Annotated in this window: 20 protein-coding genes; 17 read left to right on the top strand and 3 right to left on the bottom strand. The window is 41.0% G+C overall.

Annotated elements, in window-relative coordinates; genetic code table 11:
• Window positions 1-152: 152 nt before the first annotated feature.
• Both OQ5_RS0103150 and OQ5_RS20100 read left to right on the top strand, forming a co-directional pair.
• Complete coding sequence (locus OQ5_RS0103150; RefSeq protein WP_016776106.1) at window positions 153-1,802, top strand: hypothetical protein; 1,650 nt, start codon at window positions 153-155, stop codon at window positions 1,800-1,802.
• A gap of 3 nt (window positions 1,803-1,805) precedes the next feature.
• Window positions 1,806-2,918, top strand: coding sequence for a bifunctional class I SAM-dependent methyltransferase/glycosyltransferase family 2 protein (locus OQ5_RS20100; RefSeq protein WP_016776105.1), 1,113 nt, complete (start codon window positions 1,806-1,808; stop codon window positions 2,916-2,918).
• 70 nt (window positions 2,919-2,988) lie between these two features.
• Here the strand turns inward: OQ5_RS20100 and OQ5_RS24150 are convergent, their stop codons facing one another.
• Window positions 2,989-3,261, bottom strand: a complete 273-nt coding sequence (locus tag OQ5_RS24150) for a hypothetical protein (RefSeq protein ID WP_016776104.1) — start codon at window positions 3,259-3,261, stop codon at window positions 2,989-2,991.
• Between the two features lie 65 nt (window positions 3,262-3,326).
• On the opposite strand from OQ5_RS24150, the gene coaD reads away from it, so the two are divergent.
• The 15 genes from coaD (at window position 3,327) to OQ5_RS0103060 (ending at window position 24,467) form a co-directional block, all read left to right on the top strand.
• A complete protein-coding gene (gene coaD, locus OQ5_RS0103140) occupies window positions 3,327-3,809 on the top strand; it encodes a pantetheine-phosphate adenylyltransferase (protein ID WP_026055091.1) in 483 nt (160 codons plus the stop codon).
• Window positions 3,810-3,872: 63 nt separating this feature from the next.
• Entirely contained in the window at window positions 3,873-5,294 is a 1,422-nt protein-coding gene (locus OQ5_RS0103135) for a TlpA family protein disulfide reductase (RefSeq protein ID WP_016776102.1), read from the top strand.
• Between the two features lie 494 nt (window positions 5,295-5,788).
• Window positions 5,789-6,034 carry a helix-turn-helix domain-containing protein gene (locus OQ5_RS0103130; protein WP_016776101.1) on the top strand — a complete coding sequence of 82 codons (246 nt, stop codon included), beginning with the start codon at window positions 5,789-5,791 and terminating at the stop codon, window positions 6,032-6,034.
• A 9-nt stretch (window positions 6,035-6,043) separates the two neighbouring features.
• Window positions 6,044-7,924 (top strand): site-specific DNA-methyltransferase, encoded by a 1,881-nt coding sequence (locus OQ5_RS0103125; RefSeq protein ID WP_016776100.1) that lies wholly within the window; start codon window positions 6,044-6,046, stop codon window positions 7,922-7,924.
• A gap of 2 nt (window positions 7,925-7,926) precedes the next feature.
• A complete protein-coding gene (locus OQ5_RS0103120; protein ID WP_044107407.1) occupies window positions 7,927-8,853 on the top strand; it encodes a hypothetical protein in 927 nt (308 codons plus the stop codon).
• A 234-nt stretch (window positions 8,854-9,087) separates the two neighbouring features.
• Window positions 9,088-10,872 carry a DUF2326 domain-containing protein gene (locus OQ5_RS0103110; protein WP_016776097.1) on the top strand — a complete coding sequence of 595 codons (1,785 nt, stop codon included), beginning with the start codon at window positions 9,088-9,090 and terminating at the stop codon, window positions 10,870-10,872.
• Window positions 10,873-11,231: 359 nt separating this feature from the next.
• A complete protein-coding gene (locus OQ5_RS0103100; protein WP_016776095.1) occupies window positions 11,232-11,501 on the top strand; it encodes a hypothetical protein in 270 nt (89 codons plus the stop codon).
• Window positions 11,447-12,685: an ATP-binding protein gene (locus tag OQ5_RS0103095; RefSeq protein WP_016776094.1), complete on the top strand. Its 1,239-nt coding sequence runs from the start codon at window positions 11,447-11,449 to the stop codon at window positions 12,683-12,685. Before OQ5_RS0103100 ends, OQ5_RS0103095 begins: the two co-directional genes overlap by 55 nt.
• A 19-nt stretch (window positions 12,686-12,704) precedes the next feature.
• Window positions 12,705-15,341, top strand: a complete 2,637-nt coding sequence (locus tag OQ5_RS0103090) for a restriction endonuclease (protein ID WP_016776093.1) — start codon at window positions 12,705-12,707, stop codon at window positions 15,339-15,341.
• 861 nt (window positions 15,342-16,202) lie between these two features.
• The gene (locus tag OQ5_RS0103080; protein ID WP_016776091.1) at window positions 16,203-17,933 is read left to right on the top strand and encodes a T9SS C-terminal target domain-containing protein; all 1,731 of its coding nucleotides are present in this window, start codon (window positions 16,203-16,205) and stop codon (window positions 17,931-17,933) included.
• A gap of 15 nt (window positions 17,934-17,948) precedes the next feature.
• A complete protein-coding gene (locus OQ5_RS0103075; protein WP_016776090.1) occupies window positions 17,949-18,854 on the top strand; it encodes a PorP/SprF family type IX secretion system membrane protein in 906 nt (301 codons plus the stop codon).
• 11 nt (window positions 18,855-18,865) lie between these two features.
• Window positions 18,866-20,281, top strand: coding sequence for a PKD domain-containing protein (locus OQ5_RS0103070; protein WP_016776089.1), 1,416 nt, complete (start codon window positions 18,866-18,868; stop codon window positions 20,279-20,281).
• A gap of 8 nt (window positions 20,282-20,289) precedes the next feature.
• Window positions 20,290-20,727, top strand: a complete 438-nt coding sequence (locus OQ5_RS24145) for a hypothetical protein (protein ID WP_016776088.1) — start codon at window positions 20,290-20,292, stop codon at window positions 20,725-20,727.
• Window positions 20,675-21,271 carry a hypothetical protein gene (locus OQ5_RS24140; RefSeq protein WP_016776087.1) on the top strand — a complete coding sequence of 199 codons (597 nt, stop codon included), beginning with the start codon at window positions 20,675-20,677 and terminating at the stop codon, window positions 21,269-21,271. Before OQ5_RS24145 ends, OQ5_RS24140 begins: the two co-directional genes overlap by 53 nt.
• A gap of 4 nt (window positions 21,272-21,275) precedes the next feature.
• On the top strand, window positions 21,276-24,467 hold the full coding sequence (locus OQ5_RS0103060) for a ligand-binding sensor domain-containing protein (protein ID WP_016776086.1): 3,192 nt from the start codon (window positions 21,276-21,278) through the stop codon (window positions 24,465-24,467).
• Window positions 24,468-24,493: 26 nt separating this feature from the next.
• Here OQ5_RS0103060 and OQ5_RS0103055 read toward each other — a convergent pair whose 3' ends face one another.
• Together OQ5_RS0103055 and OQ5_RS0103050 are read right to left on the bottom strand one after the other, a co-directional pair.
• Window positions 24,494-25,153: a phosphatidylserine decarboxylase family protein gene (locus OQ5_RS0103055; protein WP_016776085.1), complete on the bottom strand. Its 660-nt coding sequence runs from the start codon at window positions 25,151-25,153 to the stop codon at window positions 24,494-24,496.
• A 312-nt stretch (window positions 25,154-25,465) separates the two neighbouring features.
• The coding region (locus OQ5_RS0103050; protein WP_016776084.1) for a phosphatidate cytidylyltransferase at window positions 25,466-26,294 on the bottom strand (829 nt) is incomplete at its 5' end.

Below are 26,294 nucleotides of genomic sequence, written 5' to 3'. Positions count from 1 at the left end.
AATATGTGTGTCTGTTCAGAAAGTGCCGGTTGCAAGGCTTGCGAAGCCGCCAAAAACGGAGTTTACTACTCGTAAATGAGTATTTTGGCGGCGAGCGTAACACAGCAAATGGTACTTTATGAACAGACACTAATAAAATAACCGACCTGAATATGAGAAACAAGCAAAGAGAAAAAAAGAATCGAACCTCGTGGTGGGATAAAGCGAATCAGACACTTACGGAAAAGCATTCGATACTGGCTGCAACAGCCGTCATCATATATTTGTTTTTCAGTTTTTTCACCTTTAGCCTTCGAATCAGCGAAGGTGGCGACGACAGCACTTACATCATTCGTGCAATTTCGTTTTTAGAAGAAGGAAAATTTCCACAATTTCAGGGGCCCCTTTATCCGCTTATACTTTCGTTGTTTATTGCCGTATTCGGAACCCATATCTTTTTATTAAAACTGAGCTCATGGATTTTTCTGTCACTTTCGATTTTTCTGTTAGGAAAAGCCATATTCAACAAAGTATCTGCAATTACATTTTGGGGTATTATTCTGGCACTGGTTGCGAACCATCATTTCCTCTACTTCGGGAGCCAAACGTACTCAGAGGCCTTCTTCATGGCACTTCAGAGTTTCTTCTTTCTTTATCTTTTCAGCACAACACAAAAGCATGAAAATCAACCCATACCTATTCCTTATGTATTAGCAATTTCGGTTTTACTGCTGACATTATATCTCACCCGTACGCTTGCAATAGTAGCTGTTCCGGCAGTTGTTCTTTTCTTTTTCATCAGGGGTCAAAAAAAGGCAGCATGGCTGACAATATTGTTCTTCCCGGTATTGTTAGGGGCTTTTATCGTGTTAAAGACAATAATTGCGGACAGTAGCATAGGCGGAGATTCTCAGCTTCAGTCTTTGTTAATGGAACATCCGTACGATGCTTCTCAGGGACGCGAAACATTTGGCGGTTTTTTCGAACGCTTTGCTCAGAACTCCAGCATATATCTGTCCAAACATTTAGCTATCCTGACAGGCTTTAAAGATGCCATGTCGTTGTCGAAGCAACCTGTTGTCGCAATATTGCTCTATGCGTGGTTCATAACAGGGATGATTCGTTTCTACAGAAAAAACCCTTACCTCTTCTTCATTGGTATATATTTAATATTTATGTTGGGCACCACATTTTTTGCCCTGCATCCAATTTGGGACCAGGCCCGGCTGATTATCCCTTTTTATTCGTTAATGATAATATTTCTTATTGAAACGATCGTTTCTTACACTTCAAAAAGCAAAACAGCCTGGAAACAAAAAATTCCGGCGGTGCTTCTGGCTTTTACGGTACTGCTCTCAACGGCACAAACAGTAAAACAAACCGATTTTCAGGCGACATTTAAGAACATTTCGGGTGACCGGTATTACGGCTACACGCCCGACTGGCAGAACTACCTGAAAATGGTAGAATTTGCATCACATAATCTGCCGGAGTCTTACATTGCCTGCAGAAAACCAAATATTGCCCGTTTAACCGCCGGAGGAAAGGAATTTTATGGCATCTACAGGTTCGATTCCGAAAATGCGGATACGCTTATTACTCAATTATACGACCGGGGAGTAACACACATTATTGTAGCCTCCCTCCGGAAAAATCCAAGAATGAGAACCGGCCAGGTGATAAACACCATTCATCGTTACATGAAACACATTGCTGACAAATATCCGGGAACTTTCATCCTCAGAAAACAAATCGGAGAAACCGAACCCGCCTGGTTGTTTGAAGTGAATTACAACATCTGGCAAAAAAATAAAGAAGAATAAAAAATGGAGCATATCCTCACCTATTACAATAACGCTGCAAAAACCTGGTCGCGTTACAGAAAACGAAAATCATATTACTGGGATAGTATTACCAGGCATTGCAATTACTTTATACCAGCCGATCACAAAGTACTCGAAATAGGTTGTGCCACAGGTGAAATGCTGGCGAAACTGGATGCGGACAATAAAACAGGGATTGACTTCAGCCCTGAAATGGTCCGGCATGCACGTGAAAAATACCCTGAAATCCGGTTTGAAGTTATGCAGGCCGAAAATCTCAAACTGCAAGAAAAGTTCGATACCATTATCATGTCTAACCTGGTAGGCGTTTTACCCGATGTAGAAAAAGCTTTCACAGAGCTGAACAAAGTGACGCACTCCGGTAGCCGGGTTATTGTGACCTATTACAACCGATTGTGGGAACCTATGCTGAAACTGGCCGAATGGCTTCGCATCAAACGGCCTTCACCATTGCAGAACTGGTTGTCTACCAACGACCTGAAAAATCTTCTCTATCTCTCAGGATTCGAAACTTACCGGGTCAACAAGAATATGATGATCCCGTTTAAAGTTCCGCTCATTTCATGGTTTTTTAACAGAATTGTTTCACGACTTCCACTGCTCAGGCATCTAAGCCTCAACAATTACATCTTTGCAAGACCGGTACCTGTTCCCGGTAAAACCGATAATCAATTCTCCACATCAATAGTTATTCCGGCAAGAAATGAATCGGGAAACATCGAAAATGCAGTTAAACGCATTCCGGAGTTCGGACGTCATATAGAAATTCTTTTTGTTGAAGGCAATTCCTCCGACGACACATGGGAGGTTATCAACAAAGTTAAAGAAGAATACAGTTCTGTACGCGACATTAAAGCCATACGCCAGCCCGGCAAAGGAAAAGGAGATGCCGTACGCGAAGGCTTCAAACAAGCAACGGGCGACATACTGATGATACTCGATGCCGACCTGACGGTGCCCCCGGAAGACCTTCCCCGTTTTTACAATGCCCTGGCAAGCCGTAAAGGAGAGTTTATTAATGGCGTGAGACTGGTTTATCCAATGGAGAAGAATGCCATGCGACCACTCAATACCATCGGTAATTATTTTTTCTAGCCTTTTATTTTCGTGGCTTCTCGATCAACCGGTAAAAGATACCCTGTGCGGCACTAAAGTCATGTTTCGCTCAGATTACATGAGGCTGGCCCGAAACCGCCCTTTCTTCGGTGAATTTGACCCGTTCGGAGATTTCGACTTGTTGTTTGGCGCTTACAAGCTTAATCTCAAGATTATAGACCTTCCGGTAAAGTATCGCGAACGAACCTATGGAAGCACTAATATCAGCCGCTTTTCCCACGGATTCATCCTGTTGAAAATGGCGGCTTTCGCGGCAGCAAAAATCAAATTCTGGTGAAAAGGAAAACTTAAAACACTCCCATTGTCCGAAATATACGCCCATATATTGGTGGTTTGACTTATTTTTTGAATTTTTACAACGTCAATAAAAAACAGAAAAACGCAGGCATGCAAAAAACAGCAATTTTCCCCGGTTCGTTCGATCCCTTCACGGTGGGTCATGAAAATATTGTTCGCAGGGGGCTTAACTTGTTTGACAAAATTTTTATCGCCATAGGGTTCAATGCAAACAAGAAAGACTTTTTCCCGGTTTCTCAGCGAATAGAATGGATAAATTCGGTTTTTGCCGGCGAAAACCGAATTGAAGTCGTTTCATACGATGGTCTAACCGTTGATTTTGCAAAAGAGCTGGGTTGTAATTTTATACTCAGAGGTATCAGAACTGCAGCCGACTTCGAGTACGAGCGTGCCATTGCCCAGGTAAACAAAGCAATGTCGGGCATCGACACAGTTTTTCTGCTCACCTCGCCCGAGCACACGCCTGTAAACTCCTCTATCGTTCGCGATATTCTTAAACATGGCGGTGATGCTTCAAGATTTATTCCTGATAAAATAAAAATACAGGTAGCGAGAGTCAGCCGGGAACAATAATCTGGCATGATTCGTGCAAATTAAAACGCCCGGATAATGGAATCCTGAAAATGTTAGGTTAGAATGTATAGAAAGCTACTCTTCAGCTTCATTGCTTTAACTTTGGTGACATCGGCAATCAACGCCCAAAACCGGAGTGTCAGGATATATGGTTCTGCACCGGAGTACAAGGATTATGCAATTGTTTTCAGGCACTTTCAGAATTTCATAAATCACCAGCAAGAAGAACTTTTTACCATAGAAGTGGATGACAATGGTGCTTTTGAATTTTCATTTCCTCTTGAAGAAACGACATACGCTTTTGCCGATATTGGCCGATTCAGAGGTTTTATATATTTAACCCCGGGACAGGAGTACCACATCAAACTCCCACCATTTAAACCGCTGTCGCAGTCTCAAAAGCTAAATCCTTTTTTTAAACACGAGCAAGTTGTCATCGGAATACTAAATGAAGATTCAAACGGCCTGAATGCAAAAATCCGGGATTTCGATCAGGCTTTCAACAGAAAATTAAACAAATACGCAGTTAAGCTCCTCACTACCAAAAATAAATCTTTAGCTCAGGGTGTCATCGACTCTCTCGAAACTGATTTTCCTTCAGACAATGATTTTTTCAGGGAACACAAACATTTTCGCTATGCAAGACTTGCCATGCTTGCCAGCAGAAACAAAGAACAGGATGTCATAAAAAAATATTTTTCAGACAAACCGGTACAGTTCAACATGCCGGCATACTGGACAACCTTTAAAGAAGTTTTCAACGGTTATTGTCATACCTTCTTTAGTGAACACCATTTTCAACGCGCCTTAAGTTACCGTTCCGTCAGGGATTCTATAAGATCGCGCGATTTATTTCACCGGCCCGACTTTAGTGAGGCTCTGGCTCTTTGGATCATCTACGAAGGTTATCATGAGAAAATACTCTCTCAGAAAGTTGCCCTTCACCTTCTGAAGCAATGCGCAGATAATTCCGGACAAAAACGTATCTCCAAAACAGCTGCCGCATTGCACGACCGGATAGGCATATTGATGGAAGGGAAAGATGCTCCCGGGTTCACCCTGCCTGATTTTTCGGGCCAGGAAAAAACGTTGAAAGATTTTGAAGGAAAATTTGTGTATCTCAATTTTCTCCACACCGAAAATTATGCATGCCGAAAAGATATGAAACTGTTGGAAAAAATTCAGGAAGATTTCCGGCAAGATTTGCATATCGTTACGGTTGTTGTCAACGAAGACTTCGATCAGGCAAAACGATTTTTAGAAGCAAACAAAAATACATTAAACTGGCATTTTTTATATTTTGCCATGCAGGGAAACCTAATCAACAACTACAATGTTCAGGCAGTTCCCTTATACTATCTTATTGATCCCCACGGTAAACTGGTCATGGTACCTGCTCCTGCTCCCGGGGAAAACTTTCAGGATGCCTTCATTGATCAATTTAAAAAATTCCGGCGGGAACTCCTGCGAAAAAATAGTCAGTAGCCGTTAGTAACCGACAGGCAGAAGGTTAGAAGGCAGAAGGCAGAAGGGAGAAGTTAGAAACCCGGAACCCTGATTGAGGTTGAGGATCAGGTTGAGATTGCACCACATAAGAACACAGTAGAGCACAAAGGTTGCACCACGGATGACACAGATTCTTTGCAAGCAAAGCGGCAGAGCCGAGCGTACACAGATTTTTCAATGATCAAAAGATGATTAGATTTTTAGATATAAGTAATCGACAGGCAGAAGTTTGCCAGGCAGAAGGGAAAAGTAAACTCCGTTTTTGACAGCTTTGCAAGCCTTGCAATCGGCACTTTCTGAACAGACGCGTGATAACTAAGAAACTTTCTCTACTATACAAACAGTTACTACTTATATTATCAAGTTTTATTTAACAGAACCATGGTTTTGAAATTTTTGACTAAGGTATTACTTTTTGAATTTTGCGCAAGTTTTTGTTCGGATTTTCTAAACTATCTATAAAAAATTTAAATTTGGGTGTTGGAAATCGAAAATATATCATGACGGAACTCGGAGCGTATTTGGCTAAAAAATCTGCCAGTAAAGCGGAGATTGCCAGGAAAACCGGTATTAGTAAATCAAGGATCAGCGAACTGACCCTCAACCCCTCTACCCAATTAAGGGTAAGAGAACTTTACCTGATTGCCCTGGCAATTGATGCCGACCCCGGTGAAGTTCTAAAAGAGATTTGCAAAGATCTGAAACTGGAACACAAGTAAAATTGAAACATGGACGGAAAGTCGCTCGACATACAACAAACGCAACTTGAAAAGCTAAAGGAGCTTTTCCCGGAAGTGATCAGCGAAGGAAAAGTAGATTGGGAAAAGCTGAAAGCTACGCTTGGAGAAGATATTACATTCAGTAACGAACGCTATGTGCTGAACTGGGCGGGAAAAAGTGATGCCTTTAAGGTATTGCAGTCGCCGACAACCGCTACGCTCACTCCGGCCAAGGATGAATCCGTGAATTTTGATGATACCGGACATATCTTCATTGAAGGTGAAAACCTTGAAGTGTTGAAAGTGCTCCAAAAGAGCTACTACGGAAAGGTGAAGATGATCTACATAGACCCGCCTTACAATACCGGCAATGACCACTTTATTTATCCCGACCGCTTTTCGGAGAGCAAAGAGGATTATCTAAAGCGGGTGGGTGAAAAAGACGAAGAAGGCTACCTGACCCGTGAAGGTATGTACCGGAAAAACAGCCGGGACAGCGGGCATTACCATTCCAACTGGCTCAGCATGATGTACCCCCGCCTGTTTCTTGCCCGGAACCTGCTGAAGGATGATGGGGTAATCTTTGTTTCCATTGATGACAATGAGGTGCACAACCTCCGGCTGTTGATGAATGAGATTTTTGGGGAGGAGAATTTTTTAGGAACAATTATCTGGAAAAAGAAGACTAATGGTAATAATATGGGAAATATACCTCCTGTTCATGATTATATTATTGCCTATGGAAAACAGGTATCGAATGAAGAAATGTTATTAGGTTTTCCTCTGAGTGATGAATATTTGAAAAAAACTTATACAAATCCAGATAATGACAAGAGAGGCCCATGGACTACTTCTGATTTATCAGCAAATCATATTGGTCCTCATTTTCCAATTACAAATCCTGAAACAGGTGAAACCTATTTTCCTCCAAAAGGGAGATATTGGGTTTTTAACGAAAAAGAAGTAGAAAAAAGAATAAAAGATGGACGTATTATATTTGGAAAAAGTGGACAAGCACGTCCTGTCCAAAAAGTCTACTTAAAAGAAAGAAAGTCATTAAGAGTTAAACCTGAATCATGGTGGGATAAACATGGTTTAAACGAAGATGGCACTAAGGAAATGGCGGATTTGTTTTCTCCCAAAATATTTGTTCATTCTAAGCCCTCCATACTTGTTAAAAATATTGTAAATATCTCAACAAAAGACGAGGATATAATTCTAGATTTTTTTTCAGGTTCAGGTACGACTGGACACGCAACAATTGAGCTTAACAAAGAAGATGGCGGCAAACGTAAATTTATTTGTATCCAACTTCAAGAAGAAACAGACGAAAAAAGTGAGGCTTTTAAAGCAGGTTACAAAACCATAGCTGATCTAGCCAAAGAACGCATCCGCAGGGTCATAAAGAAAATAGAGAATGAACAAGAAGCACAAAAGCAAGCAAAAGCCGGAAAACTGGATTTTGGAGATGAAAAAGAAGTCCCCAAACTTGACCTTGGATTTAAGGTGTTCAAGCTGCAATCGTCCAATTTCAAAATATGGAGAGGCAACAAGTTTGAAAACGGAGAGCAATTGGAAAAGCAATTAGATGCTTTTACCGACCCCGTCAAAGAAGGTTCGGAAGAAGAAAATATGCTGTACGAGCTGTTGCTTAAATCCGGTTTTGATTTAAATAGCAGGGTTGCGAACAAAGGGAGTTATTATGTAATTAACGGCAACGAAATGGCCGTTGTACTTACCAAAATGAGTGAAGCAATTGTAAATGAAATCATTTCCCTAAAACCGCAAAAGTGCATTGCATTGGACAAACTGTTTGCCGGAAACGACCAGTTGAAAACCAATACCGTACTGCAAATGCGGGATGCGGGAATTGATTTTAAGACGATATGATAATGAATACACCTTTGCAAAATAGATTTGAGACTCAACTTAAAGCCCTGACTGGTTTTGACTTTCAAGATATGGTGATTAAAATATTTCAAATGAAATATGGAGAAACGGGCTTTACAGATATAAGACATCAGAAGGACAAAGGCAATGACGGAATAGTTGAAAGTGAAAAACGGATTATCGCTTGTTATGGACCTGAAGAGACTCAAAATACTGCGAAACGACAAAAAGGTTTTGAAACCAAAGCGAAAGGTGATTTTGAACAATACAAAACCCATTGGCAAGCACAATATCCCAACTGGTCAATTGTTATTAACCATGAGATTGACCCCCAATATGACAAAATAGTGAAGGAATTAAATGATAAATCTTCCGTAGTTGGAATAAGCCAGCTATTAACAATGGTTGCAAATCTCAAAAATCATCAAAGAAGGCAGCTTGGGGCACATTTAAGAATAGAAGCAGAATTTTTTAGCTCTGAATATTTGAGGGAATTTTTGGATGACCTTCTACAGACCTCTAAAATCAGAGATACAAGTATCCTTTACGATAGTAAAAGTTATGTTCCTGCCAGAAAAAAAATGGAACTTAATTATGGCTCTACTGAAATACAGGATGCAATAAATGAATTTGAATTTTTATCAGAATCCGGAGCTTTAAAGCAGGTTGATGATATGATGTCATGCTATGAAGATGAAGAGATCGACCGGATGAAGCACCGTATTTTATACGATTATTCAAATCAGACAAATGGCAGCTTCAAGGAAAGACTGAAACAGTTATCGGAATTTTATCTTGGTAAATACTCATCTAATAATGATGATGATTATTTACATTATATAAGGGCGGTATTGATCAACCTTTTTGAACAATGTTTAATCGGATTAAAACAGAGCAAGAACAATGATATTACCTCATCCCGAAAGTGATTTATCAGTAAATATCATGGTTTTAGGAACCGACATAATCAGGTTGCTGAAAGGCCAAGGTTTTGTCTTAGTGGAAGATGTTTTAACAGGTTTCATAAAAAGCGGGAGCAAGAGAACACCGGAAATGTTTTTGAATACGCTCACCTTTCTTTATTCGTGTGGTCTGATCGAAAAAAGAGGCTATAAAATCAAACTAACTCCAAGACAACCCCAACAAATAAAACTATTTGAATAATGCTTGTACAATTATACTCAGATACCAACCTTCTATTAAAACCGTTCAAGTTTGAACCTGGACTTAATATTATATTGGGCAAATATTCGGATGATAAAGAAAATAAAGGGATAAATGGCATTGGAAAATCTTCGTTGGTAAGGTTAATAGATTTTGCATTACTCTCTAACTCTGCAGAAAGAAGATTTTCTCAATCAAAGTACGATTTTCTAAGAGATGAAAACCATACCATTACCCTCGAATTCAAGTCACAAGGTATCACCTATTTCATTAAGCGAACTTTCGAAAAAGGAGCCAATGTTTTTTTCGGACAAAGTCTAAATGCCTTAGAGGAGTATACAAAAGCAGAATTAAAAAAGATCCTTACTAATAAACTGTTCCCATTTAATGAAGATGATGTTTTCTTTGAGGGAGAACGATACGGTACATTGATGGATTTTTTTATTAAAGATGATCTTGATAACCAACAGCGAGTTGATCCTCTCAATTTTTCATCTGGCACCAGAAGCCAGACAAGTAAGGCTATTTTTAATTTTTTCCTTTTGGGATTGCCAACGAAGGAGATTCTCAAATATGAAGAACTCTTAGGTGAACACAATGAGTTTAGCAAGACAGCAAAAACACTTGAGAATAAAATAAAAATTGATCAAGGGAAATCTATCGAGGAATTTAAAAGTGAGAGAATAAAGATTGAGCAAAATATTGAATTGCTGGAACGTAGCTTAAAGGATTATAAATTTCTTGAAAATTATAAAAGCCTTGAAAAGGAACTTGTTGAGATTACAGCAAAAATCAATGATCATCTGAAAGCATACCATTCTGCAAACAGGAAACTCAAAAAAATTAAAGGAAGTTTTCAGTATAGTCAATCAGTCGACACACAGGAAATCAAAAAATTATACAATGAGGTTTTTTCAACTTTTGGGGATTTAGTATCGAAAACACTTGATGAAATAACTTCCTTTAAAAAAGAAATCCTGGAGAACAGAAATAAGTTTTTGATAGCAAAGGAACAAGAACTTCAAAAATCAATTAATAAAATATTAGGTGAAATATCAGCTTTAGAGCAAGAGCGGAGCAGGCTTTATAAAAAGCTTGAAGAAAAAGGGGCTCTGGAAAGCATAACAAACACATATGAGCAATTGACGTTGGAGAAAACACAACTTGCAGGAAATTTAAAAATCCTTCAAGAATTAGATGGGCTTCAAGAAATGATGGGAAATCTGCATGTGACTATTTCAGAGGTCAAAAGAGACATTTTATCCACATTGAAGAAAAACGAATCTGTTATTAATAATCTCAGAGCCTTATTTTTAGAAATTCTTCAGAATGCAATCTTTCTCGAAGACGATAATCCAAGTGGATATTTTGATATTTCACCCAAACCGGATTCTCCAAGAAACCAACTCCCTTTCAAAGTAGAAATTGAAATTCCTAAGGCAGATGCTCTTGGGCAATCCCGATTAAAACTTGTTGCCTATGACCTTATGGTGTTCCTGAAAAATATTAATGAAGAAAGGGTATTTCCCCGTTTTTTAATTCATGACGGTGTTTATCATGGTATTTCGCTTAATACAAAAATCAAAGCACTTAACTTCATGTATCACCAGCATTTGGAAAAACCATACTTTCAATACATTACAACCTTTAATGAGGATGAAATATATATTCCAGAAGAGAAAACTGAACTGGTAGGCTCTTTTGATTTCGACATGGAAAATGTGGTGATTGCTGAGTTTACTGATAGTCCTGAAGGAATGATTTTTAAACGAGATTTTAAATAAATGCTTATGAGTGGTGGCAACTGGGATAAATTCCATGTGAGATTTTCTATGAGATAGAAGGTTTTTGTGAAGATATTAAAGAACACTTCCCGGATATTTCCGACAGGCTTGAGAAGACGAGCAAAGCACTATATGAAATAATTCATGCCATTGATTATGACGCATGTGACGACCAAAAAATTAAATTTGATGAAATTTTTGAGAAAGAATCTCTTTATAAAATAAATTAAACAACCTTGATAAATGAAACTCCAATTCGATCCCAATCAAGACTGTCAAAAGCAGGCGATCAATGCCATTGTTGACATCTTTGAAGGGCAGCAGCCTTTGAGCAGCAGCGAATTAAAAAACTTACAAATGTGATAACAGAAGAACTCATACTATACCTCAAAAACAGTCTTGTTACAGACGGACGCATTCAGGCAGAAACCCGGGATGAGAACAACGTGCCTATGCCGGGCAGAAACCTCTTTGTGTCGTTAAAAAGCCATGCAAGCAAGTTTTTTGAAAGAGGAACTCAACCCCGCATGATCGCCATATCCGGACTCAGGGGCGTGGGAAAAACAACCCTGATGTGGCAGATAGCAGAAACGGTTTTCCAAAACCAAACAAAAAAATATTTTTTATAAGCGTAGATGATCTTAACCGGCTTGGAGCCAATCTTTTTGAGGCCTTTCAGGTATTGGAACAACACGTATTTAAAAAGCCGCTTCCTGAGTTAGAAGAGCCGGTAATGTTCCTGATTGATGAAGTGCATGAAGCTCCTGAATGGGATAAAGACCTGAAAATATTGTATGAGAAATGTAAACGTGCATTTATACTTTGCACTGGTAGTTCAGCACTGCTGCTACACAAAAGTCCCGATTTAGCTACACGTTGGACCCTTGTGAAACTTTTTCCTTTTCGCTTCTCAGAATTTATTCTGGCCAAAAGCTGGGCTGACAATCCCAAAAAGCAGTTATTTCCTGCCAAAGGCTTAGGCAGTGAATTAAGAAACACCCTCCTTTACTCGGAAGAGGTTGGTAAGTTGTCCTCAGGTCTTAAAAAATTGGAAAAAAAGATAACCGTTTATTTTTCAGAAATCAAGAAGCGGTTTGGTACAATTGATTTGAACTCGCTCATTGACGAATATATCAGTTACCATAATATTGCCCGGTTTCTAAAAATTGAAAATAAAGAGCTGATAAACGAAAGGATAATTGGTCTTTTTGAACGTATTATATTAAAAGATATTCCTGAATTTACTTCGGCAGAAGATGCAGCCAGGATGCAACGACTACTCATGCGATTGGCTTTGAGCGATGAGATTAACTTTCAGAAGCTATCCAAAGAGTTCCGCTGTTCCGAAAATGAAATTGAAACTTTGATCGACACACTGGATAAAGCCGAGATTTTAAATGTGTTTCACCCTTATGGCGGTGTGAAATCTAAAACCGGACAATCGAGAAAAGCATTCTTTATGTCACCCTCACTTCGAAGAGCACTATACAGCAGGATTTTCGGGCCTAAACTGGAAGATAATCTACGAGCTAAACTTTATGAAGATGCAGTGGCCATGTATCTAAGAAAATCCGTTGATTCGGGATTATTAAGTTTTGGACAAGCCAGGGGGTCTAAAACACCGGACTTCATTGTGGAAACCAGGGAAAGACCTATTGTGATAGAAGTAGGAAGTTATAAAACGAAAACAACACAAGTTTCAAAGTATGAAAAAAATAAGCGGTATGGGCTTGTAATTAGCGCCAGGGAAACGGATTTGATTGTAAAAGATGAAGCTGTTATTATTCCGTTGAGTTGGTTCTTACTATTATGATTCTTTAAAAAACTGTTGAATGAAACTCCAATTCGATCCCAATCAGGACTATCAAAAACAAGCGATCAACGCCATTGTTGACATCTTTGAAGGGCAGCCTTTGAGCAGTAGTGAATTGGACTTCACATTGACGCATGGCAGTTTAAGCCTCTCCGAAAATGGCGTTGGGAATAATCTCGTGCTGACAGATGAACAAATCCTGAAAAACGTGCAGGAAGTTCAGCAACGAAACGATATTAAACCGGTTTCCGAATTGGAAGGCATGAACTTTTCCATTGAAATGGAAACAGGAACCGGCAAAACATACGTGTATCTGCGAACCATTTACGAACTCAACAAACAGTACGGCTTTAAAAAGTTTGTGATTGTGGTACCGAGTGTGGCCATCCGGGAAGGTGTGCTGAAAAACCTTGAAATTACCTACGAACATTTTCAAACGCTTTATGACAAAGTGCCAGTAGATTTTGGTGTATATGATTCCGGAAAAGTTTCGCAACTCAGGGGGTTCGCATCAAGCAATACGGTTCAGATACTGGTGATGAACATTGATGCATTTGCCAAAGACGAAAACATCATTAACAAACCCAACGACAAGCTGACCGGAAAACGTCCGATCGAGTTTATTCAGTACACACGGCCTTTTGTCATTGTGGACGAACCGCAAAATATGGAAACCGACATTCGGAAAAAGGCCATAGAAAATTTGCATCCTTCCTGTACACTCAGATATTCGGCTACTCACCTGAATCTGTACAATCTTGTTTACAGCTTAGACCCGGTGAAAGCTTATGATCTCGGTTTGGTAAAGCAAATTGAAGTGGATTCCGTGTTTGCAGAAGACAACTACAATGATGCTTTCGTAAGCCTGGAATCGGTTAAAGCCACCAAAAACCGGACTTCAGCCAAATTGCGAATAGATGTTAACCAGGACAGCGGTGTAACGAAAAAATACGTAACCGCTAAAGTCGGTGATGATCTGTATGCCTTATCCAATAATCGGGAAATTTATCATGACGGTTTTATCATTGATGAAATTGATGTGGCCAATCAGTACATTTCGTTTACCAACAGAACCATTCTCTACGTGGGCGATACACAGGGCGGGTTTACAGACGAGATCATGAAATTCCAGATTCAGAAAACCATTGAAGAACATTTCAAGAAGGAACACAAACTGAAAGAAAAAGGTATCAAGACACTTTCATTGTTTTTCATTGATAAAGTAGCCAACTACCGCCAGTATGATGATTCAGGCAACGCATTACCGGGACGTTTTGCCAAATGGTTTGAAGAAGCATTTAAAGAAATTGCTGAAAAACCGGCTTTCAAAGGATTGATTCCTTTTCCGGTAGACCAGGTTCATAACGGCTATTTCGCACAAGACAAAAAAGGACGATTTAAAGATACCTCCGGTGAAACTAAAGCGGATAATGATACTTACAGGCTCATCATGAAGGACAAAGAACGGTTGTTGGACAACAATGAACCTTTGCGATTCATTTTCAGCCATTCGGCTTTGCGTGAAGGTTGGGACAGTCCGAATGTATTCCAAATTTGTACACTGAACGAAACCAAATCCGACCTGAAAAAGCGACAGGAAATCGGAAGGGGTTTACGTTTGGCGGTGGACGAAACCGGCAACCAGATTCATGACCGGAACATTAACCGGCTTACTGTCATAGCCAATGAGAGCTACGAAGACTTTGCCAAAAAACTGCAAGAGGAAATTGAAGAGGATTGCGGAGTGGCATTTAAAGGACGGATCAAGGACAAACGAACACGAGTAAAAGTCGAATACCGAAAAGGCTTTCAGGCAGACCCGAAATTCCTTGAAATATGGGAGCGAATCAAATCAAGAACCTATTACAGGGTGGCGTATGACACGGACGAATTGATAAAAGCAGCTTCAAAAGCCGTAAAAGAAATTGAGGAAATCAAAAAGTCCCGGATCAAATCAGTTAAAGTGGGAATTCTCCTTGAAGAACCCGGAGTAAATTATGAAGTAAAAGGCTCGAAAGTCCTTGAACCGGAAAAAGATCACGAAATCCCGGACGTGCTTGGTTACATACAAAGCAAAACCGAACTGACACGTAGCACAGTACTGGAAATCCTGAAACAATCCGGGCGAATGAATGACATTCTGGTAAACCCACAGTTGTTCCTTGACAAAGCCGTTGCTGCCATCAAAACCGTTCTCTATGAAATGATGATTGACGGCATCAAGTATGAAAAGATCGGCAGCAAAAACTTTGAAATGCTGCTCTTTGAAGAAAACGAGATTGAAACCTACCTTGACAGCCTGACTTTTGAAGTAAGCAAAAACGACAAGACCATTTATGATAAGTACATGCCGTTGGACTCGGACGTTGAAACGGACTTTGCCAAAGAATGCGAGACACGGGAAGACATTGAATTTTACTTCAAACTTCCGTTTTGGTTCCATATTGACACGCCAATAGGAAAATATAATCCCGATTGGGCATTGGTCTTTAAGAACGAGAAGAAAATCTACTTTGTAGCTGAAACCAAATCTACCAAGGACTTATCAAAACTAAGAAACGAAGAACGATTAAAGATCAAATGCGGGACAGCCCATTTCGACCAATTTGAAGATGTTGAATATAAATACATAACAAAGGTGGAAGACCTGGTTTAAATAAGGCCGACCCGATTTTGCACATTGCCATCCTCGTTCCTGCGGTGGCAAAGAGCAAAAGGCCAACGCTCAATTGAGTGTTAACAAGAAAATGAAAGAAGAATATCAAATAAAAACCTTTCACTCCCTGACAAAAAAAAGGACAAGGTGGTTTTAATCAACTTTGGGAGAAGAATGGCAGCTACTAAAATACAATCAAGTAAATGGCCGGTGAGCCATTAGCCCGCCGAAGCACCTCTCAAATTCACCCTGTGAAATCAACTTATTTCACAGGGTAACCCGTGCGTTCGGGTCTTGCACACGGCGGTTCTTTAAACCATGGGAAACAAAAGATTCAAATTTGAAGCGTTTAAAGATTGTGATGTCCCTCCTGTGCTGGTGGTAAGCTGGAAATGGTAATGGGAGGTAGTTGTCAGGCTTAGGATTTACAGGATTTTGGGGATTAAAGGATTGCCTGAACAAATGAATCATAAAATCCTTTAATCCTACGCATCCTAATTCAGACAGTGGGGAGTGGCAATACAATACTTATTTCAGGTACGCATTGATGTGACCAACCAATTTTTTATGGCTCATTAAAGGGGTCAATACTCCGTTAAACTTTTACAGATGCCTGATAAAGTAAAGACGCCTAAAAAGACTTTTTGCACGAAATACATCAGGAAAAAACAATGAATCGTGTAAAAATCAACTACTTTCATGTACTTTTTAATGAACTCGTCATTTTTATTTGCTAAATTCAACTTTGATATCATATTAAACAATTCCGAACTCACGGAGTTTTTTATTAGGTTTGTATCAGGGCCATATTATTGTAGTTCCCGTTTATAAACATCAACGGCAAGGAAAGATTTTAGATCAATGAAGAAGCTTAAACCGGTATATATTATAACAATCCTGCTCTGGAGCCACTTTTTCGGTGCACAGGCCCAAACTCCGAATGCTGAATTTGTAACCGGTGATATTGATGTTTGCGAAACCGGTCAGGTTACTGTTGAGTTGAAAATCCGCTTTTACGGGGATGATCCGTTTGGCTATACCCTGCAGGATCCAAGAGGAAATATTACAATTAATAACGGTAAGGATATATTCGACGAAGACCTGGATGACGGAGTATATACATTAAACTACAACTTTGAGTTCGATGTTAATGACGGTGATCCGAACAGATCAGGGACATTTGAAATATTAGAGGTTTTTGACAGTTCTATAACAGGTGAATGGAACATGGGTGAAGGACAACCACTTTCCGGGGTAGAAATATCTTTCACCAACTGGGCTATGCCAAATCCTTCCGCCGGTGCCGACATCGATTCCTGCGGATTACAGGCCGTTCTGAGTGCTGTCCCTGATCCAATCTCGAACAACTATTCGTGGCAAACCCCTGCCGAAGGAACTATCCAGGACACGAGCGATCCCAATACCACCTTTGAAGGCCCCGAAAAAGGAAATTACCTGCTGGTATTTCGCCAGGAGAACGGAGCCTGCTCAAACACAGACGATGTTAATGTCCTGCTTCGCGGTTCTCCTTCTGCATCATTATCCACCTCATCGGAAGTTTGCGGAACAGAAGAACAGGCGGCTACGCTCGAACTTGTGTTTGAGGGTGAAGACGGCCCGTGGGAATATGCCATTTCCGACGGCGATTCGGAAACCCTCAACGGTACTTCGGCCAATGCATCAACCTCTGAAACAGTGAACGTAAATGGTGAAACAACCTTCTCCTTTCTGTGGGTTCGCGACAACAACGGCTGCCTTGCGTTACAGGAAGATATATCTTATGAAGCCACGGTAATCGATCTTCTCCCCTCTCCCAATGCAGGGAATGATACAGCCGTTTGTGGTGTAAAAAACATCGTGCTTACACATCAATTGTCGGCAAAAGCCCAATATGGTTATTGGAGCTCCCAAACCGGAACATTTTCAGGAAGTACCAATCCGAATGACTCTGTTTTTGAAGCTTCGGATTGGGGCGAGCACATTGTTACCTGGACAGAAACAAACAAAGACTGTTCTGCCAGCGACAGTCGAATTGTACGATTCGACGAACCACCTTTAGCCGAAATTAAAAACGGTGAAACAGATACCCTCTATCATACGAACTCAACAACTCTGAAAGCAAGAACACCTCTCAGCGATACTTTGTCGGGTGACTGGAAAGGAGAATGGTATTTTGTATCGGGAAGCGGAAACATTGCCAGCCCTTCCGACACAATCACACCTATTTCCAATATTAACAACGGCCCCGTTACCATTGAGTGGTTGGTGACCAACGGTGTCTGCCCGGCCGAATTTGACCAGATCGTTCTTTATCTTCAGAACCTGACCTACTATACCGGAATATCGCCTGATGGCAACGGCAAGAATGACTGTTTCAAGATAAAAGGAGCCCGGCATATTGCCAACAATGAATTGATCATTTTCGATCAAAACGGTGCTGTGGTCTATCATGAAAAAAATTACTCTGAACAGGAACCATGGAATGGCACCGACGACAATGGCAAACCGCTTGACAGCGGCGTTTACTATTTTGTGTTCAAAGGAGAAGGCATTGAAGCTGTACAGGATTATTTAATCATCAAAAGAAATTAACTGTGTCTGTCTGATATGAAAATTACTGCCATCATCATATTTTTGCTTGTACTGCTTCCGGCATCCGGTCAGAAAGCCATGACGCTTAGCCAATACATGCACAACAGATTCGCTATCAACAGCTCATTTGCCGGATCGCGTGAAGTTCTTTCTCTCTTCGGCTCCTTCAGAAAGCAATGGGCCGGATTGCCACAATCGCCCCATGCACAGTATTTTACAGGGCACACCCCTTTGAAGAATCCCCATATGGCAGTCGGTTTGCAGATTTTTAACGAAACCTTCGCGATCAAAAACAATCTTGGTGCATCGCTCTCATATACTTACCGCGTGCGCCTCAACCCTTATACCTGGATGGCCTTTAGTGTATCGGGAGGATTTTCCAGCTACTCCATCGACTGGAACGAGGTAACACTGGAAGAGCCGGAAGATGAAGTATTCGGCATTACAGAGGCATCGACGGGCCCCCAGGCAGGGTTTGGATGGAGTATATACAATCACCGTTTCTTTGGAGGCATATCCATTCCCGGGTTTTTCACCCACGATTTCGAAAAATTAAACGGACCTGAATTCGACCCGAAGAAAATGGATATTCTCTTCACCGGCGGTTATCTATTTGATGTTTCGCAGGATTTAAGTTTCCAGCCGTCGTTTCTGCTAAAAGTGAACCGGGACACGGGCTCCTGGGCAGACCTTTCAGGCTCTGTAATCTATAACAGTTTGATATGGGGCGGTGCCACCTACCGTACAAGAGAAGAGATTGTTTTTCATGCAGGCTGGCAAATCATTCCACAATTTCGGGTAGCCTACTCGTATGACTATTCTTTGGGTGATATTGGAAATTTCAACCAGGGAAGCCATGAAATTTCTCTTCAGTACGATTTTGGATACACGATTAATACCCCAAGTCCCAAATTCTTTTAAAACTGACCACCATGGCCTGGCAAAAAACACCATACTTCGTCATATTTTTACTCATCTTATTCGGGATTGAAGCCCCCGGACAGGGAATCGACATCAGGAAATTAGAAATAAGCAATCCCGGTACCAGTGAGTTCGCTCCGGTGGTACAGGATTCTATGCTTTATTTTATCTCAAACCGAAGAACCAACCTGTTTGTCACTTATCTGGACCAAAACAATGAGCTTCTTTTCAGAATTTTCAGAGTCCCCCTGTCTCCGGAGGGAACAAGAGGAAAGGTGGAACTCTTTTCACCACCTGACCAGCCACGATACAATGCCGGTCCGTTAACTTTTTCGGCCAATGGCGCCATGCTTATAGCTACTCACAACCGTTCGGAAAGATATCAGGGCCGAACCGGTCAGAACCGGCCCAACCGGTTAACGCTCTATACAGCCCGGAAAAGAGACAAAGCATGGCACAGATATCAAAAGTTGATAATAGATGTTCCCCCAGGTGCTTCCATTGGTCAACCATCTCTTTCGGCCGACGGTAGCCGGTTATTTTTTGTGTCCGATATGGAAGGCGGATATGGAGAAACCGATATTTATGTCTCTCACAGAACCCCGGATGGCTGGAGCACACCGGAAAATCTCGGCCCTGAAATTAATACCCCTGGAAAAGAATTGTTCCCTTTTATCCACCCGTCGGGAAAACTCTATTTTTCTTCCAATGGACACGACGGAACAGGGAACCTCGACATTTACTACGTTGGTCCGCATATTACCGGCAGCAAACCCGTACAACTTCCCGAGCCTGTCAACACTATTTTTAATGACTTTTCGTGTTACATCGGGCCCGATGAAAAGCATGGTTTTTTTGCTTCTGACAGGGACGGGGACGATGACATATACAAATTTTCAATCCCTCAGATTGCATGTTCCGATCCTCAAAAAGTAGAAGCAGACAATTTTTGCTTCACTTTTTTCGAAAACGGACCGTTCAAATCAGACACACTGCCTTACATTTACCGTTGGGACTTTGGAGACGGGCATGAGGCAACAGGCCTCGAAGTAGATCATTGCTTCGAGCAGCCCGGACAATATCAAATTAATCTTAATGTAGTAGATACATTGCTGAATGAGCAACTTTTTTCGGTTGCTTCGTATAACCTGAAAATTGAAAGAAAAAAACAAATATGGTTTGAAGCACCCGATACTATAAACACCAATTTCACGTTGGAATTGCAAGCCACCCTTCGCGGATACGAGAATCCACCGGAAGACCCGGTCTTTCATTGGGATTTTGGCAACGGAGAAACAAGAATTGGCAAAAATATTGATTACACATATCATAAAGCCGGCAGATACAGGATCATCTGTTCAACCCGCTTAAAGAACAACCGGGAAGTGTGCTTTTTCAGAGAAATAGAAGTGACTGATCCTCAATAAAGAGCATTATGAAACCAACAACAACAGCGTTATATTTCATCATTCTGAATTTCCTTTTTAACCTGTCTCCGCTATCTGCCCAACCCGTTCCTGCAATTGATGAAAACATCCCCTATCTGGTCACTTTTGGCGGTGACGGAGATACTGCCTGGGGCGATGACGACTTCTGCCAAATCATATTTTTTTCGATACCGGAGAACTATGAGCATCCTGTCTTCATAAGGGTTTATGATCCTGATACCGGAGGTGATATCGATGAGCAAAAAGGTGAATGGGACACAACTTCCCGTTTTTCTGTATATGGAGGCGAAGGTACTTGCTCAGAAGAGGATGCGCGGCGTTCCAATCTCGAGGGAAACTATAAAAGCGGGAACCTGCTGGCTTCAAAAACATTTGCAGGCAACCCAAGGTACGATAAAAAACTGGTATACATTCGGCCCTTTTAACCCAACCGAAGGAGAACTACTACCGGAATACGGAGGGTATATTTTTAAACTGATAATTGAAGGAATTGATGGAGATGACGGAAATCTCTACACTCTGTTTCTTACTACCGAAAGCGACGAAAACCGCCCCGTTGAGGGAGCATTTGCTTTCTATTTCAAATACAAATTCAGGCTGCACAACAATGTCAATGAAGTTTCGCATATCTATCCTTATATGACATCGGATGTTATTGCCATTAAGCAAAGTAATTTCGATTGGGACAGTGACGGATTTATCAGAATCATATCGCCTGCAAAAAACGGTGAAATACTGGCAGCTTCGGCAGATGATGAATGGGTGGAAAGCCGTCATGCCATAACCGAAGATGAGCACAACAGTTCTTTGGATATTCAAATGATTAAAAGACAATCACCAATGGTGAAAGACAACAATGTTGTCATCTTCCTGGAAAATCAATACGGAGAACTAATGCCGTTTTACAGTATTCCTATTGGTGGAATCCCGGAGTATAAATACAGCATAGGCATAAAACCAAAACAATAGCATTATGGACTTTCGAGCCCGACAATTGACATTCCTCATGTCAATTGCATTTTTGCTTTTATTGACACGTAATGTATCGGGACAATCTTTCAGATTTAAAATCTTCGATTCCAATGTAGGATTGCCTCAAAATTTCGTCTATGCCCTGGAACAGGACAAAAACGGTTATATCTGGATGGGAACCGGAGAAGGACTGGTAAGATATAACGGGCTCAAGTTCAAAAGTTTTAATCACACCGACTCGCTTGCCGACGATTTCATCACGTCCCTGCATATCTCCTCTGATGAAAAACTTTGGATTGGTCACAATAACGGCGACGTCACCATATATAGAAACAACCGGTTTTGGCCGGTAAGGATTCCTGAGACGAAAAGTCCGGTAACGGATATCAGAGATCTTGATAATGAGACCATCCTGATTTCCTGTCAGAATGAAGGATTAATAAAAATCGACAAAAGCACCCTTGACTATGAACTTTTAAAGCACGATAAACTTAACCACAAACTGTTCTATCCCATCGGAATTACTAATGGAACCGTTTTGGCAGGCACATCAGAAGGACTTTTTCGCCTTAATTTTTCGAAAAATGATACCATTGCTTCAGCAGAAAGGATTTCACAAATTCCACCCACCAATATCACTTCCATCATTCCCAGAAAAGGAATTATCGGGGATTACTGGATTGGAACAGAAGATAATGGCTTCTTTTTATATTCCGGTACACGAAACGAAAGCCGTCACATTGTAGACAACAGTCTCTGCCTGAAATTCGATATCCAGTGGGAAAACATAAAAGACATTGAAGAGGAGCCAAACGGGAATCTCCTTTTGGCCACATGGGGCAACGGTGTGATCAAACTTTTTTTCGATCCTGACAGGCAGGAGTACACAGACTCCTTTAATTTCTCCACCGAAAACGGGCTCAACAACAACTATGTCAGGGACATATTGTGCGACCGGGAATCCAATTACTGGTTTGCCACCTACGGCGGAGGCACCTCTCTTCTGACAAATGAATATCATGTATTTTACAACCTGGAGACCATTGGCTTTGAACAAAACAAAGTCCTGTCAACCTGCCGTCATGACAGCACCTTATGGATGGGACTGGAGAAAGGGCTGATCAAAACCGATCCTTTTTGTTTCATCGACTTTGAATACTATGATGCCTCTTTTGGTATTCCCAACGATGAAATCACCGGATTGTACTGTGCCCCGGACAGAACACTCTATGCTGCCAGCGGTAGCAAAGGTCTTTACTACCGTAAACCCGGCGAGATGAGATTCTCACGATTACACTATTCAGCTAATCTTCCTGCTTTAATGATCAGGGACATTACCGGAAAAGGCGACATGATTTTTCTGGCAACCTATGGTGGATTTTTTTCCATCAATACAAAGACCGGAAAAACAGAACACCTTACCACCGAACGGGGGCTTCCCCACAATAATATAAATTTCGTATATACAGACAACGAAGATAACGTATGGATAGGGCCACGAAACAGCGGAATTTGTAAATTGAAAAACAACCGTATTGAAATGCACAAAATATCCGATGCGCCTGTCAACGTATATGATATGGTTCAAACATCCGACAGCAGTATCTGGTTAGCCACTCATGGCCGGGGAGTATTAAAATATAAGAAAGATTCCATTCAGACTTTTAATGTAAGTAACGGTCTGGCTAAAAATTTTTGTTACAGCATTTCTGTCGACAACCGCAACCGGCTCTGGATTGCTCATCATCCGGGACTGAGTATGATTGACACCAAAACCGAAGAAATTGAAATATATGACCACGAACAGGAAATGGGTTCGGATTTCTATCAAATAAAAAAAGATAGCGACAAAACTCTCTGGTTTGCTTCTGCTCAGGGAGTAGTTCATTACTTCCCCGACAAACATGATAAAAACCCCATACCTCCTTCTCTGAATTTCACCGATATATTGATATCCGGTAAGAGCTACCGGCCGGGTGAAAAAATAGAACTCCCTTACCCTTACCGAAAAAGCTATCAGTTCAGGTTTAATTTCATCGGTATAAGCTTTAAAAACTCAAAAGAAGTAACTTACCAATACCAACTACAAAAAAGTGGAGACGAAGAAACCCATGAATGGATTAATCTGGGGACCACTAATTTCAGGGAATATGATTTTTTGCCAAGCGGCAACTATACACTCAGGGTTCGCGCTTTTAATGCGGATGGCGTTCCATCTGATCCTGTATCGGTTTCCTTTTCCATCGCTGCTCCTTTTTGGAAAAAACCATGGTTCTACCTGGCACTTACCGCCCTTATCATCTATGCGGTATACCTGATAATAATCTTCCGGGAAAGAAAATTAAAACGCCAGAAAGAACAGTTACAAAAAGCCGTTGATCTTCAAACCATCCAGCTCAGAGAGCAAAAGGCTGAGATTGAAAGAAAAAACCGCGATATTACCGACAGTATAAACTATGCCAAAACCATTCAATCATCTATATTACCCCCTCTTAATGTCTTAAAATCATATTATCCTGAGTCGTTTGTTTTCTTTGCACCCCGTGACATTGTCAGCGGTGATTTTTACTGGTTCTACAAAACCAGAAACCATTTTATTATCAGTTGCGCCGATTGCACCGGTCACGGTGTTCCGGGAGCTTTTATGTCGATGATAGGCAGCACTTTGCTCAATGATATTGTAAAACGTCAGGATGTCAATTCTCCGGCCGACCTTCTTGAGCGACTTGATCTGGAAATAAAAATATTGCTCCAGAACAGTAAGAATAAAGAAAACACACGGGACGGGATGGATATTTCCGTTATTGAAATAGAAACAGACACCAATAAAGTGAGGGTAGCATCTGCAAAACGGCCGGTTTATTTATATCTGAACAATGAACTTACCATCTATAAAGGAAATCGTCGAAGTATCGGGGATTCACTTGTCGATGATGATACGCCTTTTGTAAACATTGAATATCAATGCAAGCCCGACGACTCCCTTTATCTGTTCTCGGATGGTTTCTCCGATCAGTTTGGCGGACCCAAAGAGAAAAAATTCATGAAAGTGGGGATCAAAAACATGCTGGAAGAAATTCATCATTTACCGATGGATCAGCAATATGATGCTGTTAAAGAACATTTCTACAGTTGGAAAGGAGACCTGGAACAGGTTGATGATGTAATATTTATGGGCATCAGACTTCAGTAAGTGACGAACTCTTTTTTCACAACAACTTATTCGAGCCACCCGATAATGGTTTGCCTCCCTTTTACCTTTTGACCGGGCTGCACATCGATGCGACTTCCGACAGGCAGAAAAATATCTACTCTTGAGCCAAACTTGATAAACCCGAGTTGTCGTCCCTGTCTCACCTTTTCACCCTCCTCAGCGTAACAAACTATCCTTCGGGCAAGTGCACCGGCAATCTGCCGCACAACAACCTTTGCACCGCCGGAAGTTTCCAGGGCAACCGTTGTGCGTTCATTTTCGGACGATGCCTTAGGCAAATAAGCCGCCTGAAACCTGCCTGGCTGATGTTTTACATAACGGACAATTCCTGAAATTGGAAACCAGTTAATATGGACATTGAATATGGACATAAAAACCGAAACCTGAATACACTTCTCTTTAAGAAATTCATTCTCTTCGGTTTCCTCAACCACAACTATTTTCCCGTCAGCCGGAGCAACAATGGCTTTTTCCTGAAGAAAAACGCTCCGTTTCGGGCTGCGAAAAAAGGCTGCAAAATAAAAAAGTAATATGATAGAAATAATAACGGTCCATTCCAGAACCGGAGCTGGAGAAGCCATTAAGAAATAAATTCCTGTGTTGACCCCGGCCAAAATTAAAAAAACTACAAACAGCGTAGCATAACCTTCTTTGTGAACTGTCATGATGATAACCTGATTAGTGTCGGTCCATTAATACCACTTGCTTCGTTATGCCTTGCATTCGGCACTTTCTGAACAGACACACTTATTGAAAAAAATTTTTGCGAGTTTATAGACACGCACTAAGTTAGTGCCTGTCTGTAAAGTAGGAAAAGTTTCCTACTTATCATGTGTCTGTTCAGAAAGTGTCATTTACAAGGCTTGCGAAGTCCGAAAACAGGGAGTTTACTCATCGTAAATGAGTAATTTTCGGACGAGCGTAACCCGGTAAATGGCTCTTTATGGACAGACACTTCTAATTAAAACCGTGCAAAGTTAACAAAACAAAAGATAACAACTTACAGCCGGAGCTGAGAAAAAAACACCATCAAACCGGTCGAGCACTCCTCCGTGTCCGGGTAAGACACTTCCCGAGTCTTTAATATTAACACTTCGCTTCAGCATCGATTCAATAAGATCGCCATAAGTTCCCAGAACTGCAACAAGACTACTTATAATTATCCAATCGATGAGTTTCAATACACCAAATACATAATAACTAAAAACCCCTGCTACAATTGTAAAAACAAATCCTCCAACAGCTCCTTCCCAACTTTTAGCCGGTGAAACACCGGGAAACAACTTATGTCTGCCCACGAGAGAACCTATCACATAAGCCCCCGAATCATTTGCCCAGATCATCAGAAAAAATCCCAGCAGCAAATGATAGCTGTACTCTCCATCATAAAAGGCAAGATGATGCAAAAAAGCAAAAGGCAGGGCTACATACAGCGGGGTTATTAGGGTGGTTGCAATATTCAAAAGCGAATTTTTGTTCTTAAAATAAAGTTCTGAAAGGAACACACCACCTACCAGGGGAACAATCACAACCAGCCAGCGGGCCTGTATCTGTGCATAGAAGAATAAAAATGAACCAAGGTAAAAGAACAAACCTATTAAAAAAGCCCAAAATAAACGGATCTTCACATCCAGACCCTGAAGCATGCGAACAAACTCATACATTCCAAGCAATACAACAAGTGCAAAAATGGACATGTAGGCCAGCGGATGCCACCACAATCCGATAACTATTGCTACAACAAAAAAAAGACCCGTTATGGTACGTTGCCAAAAATTACTCATGCTTCCGGGGTTATCATCTCTT

The sequence above is a fragment of the Anaerophaga thermohalophila str. Valhall genome, assembly GCF_000250735.1.
GTDB classification, from domain to species: Bacteria; Bacteroidota; Bacteroidia; order Bacteroidales; family Marinilabiliaceae; genus Anaerophaga; species Anaerophaga thermohalophila_A.
This window is presented reverse-complemented; position numbering and strand designations above follow the sequence as displayed.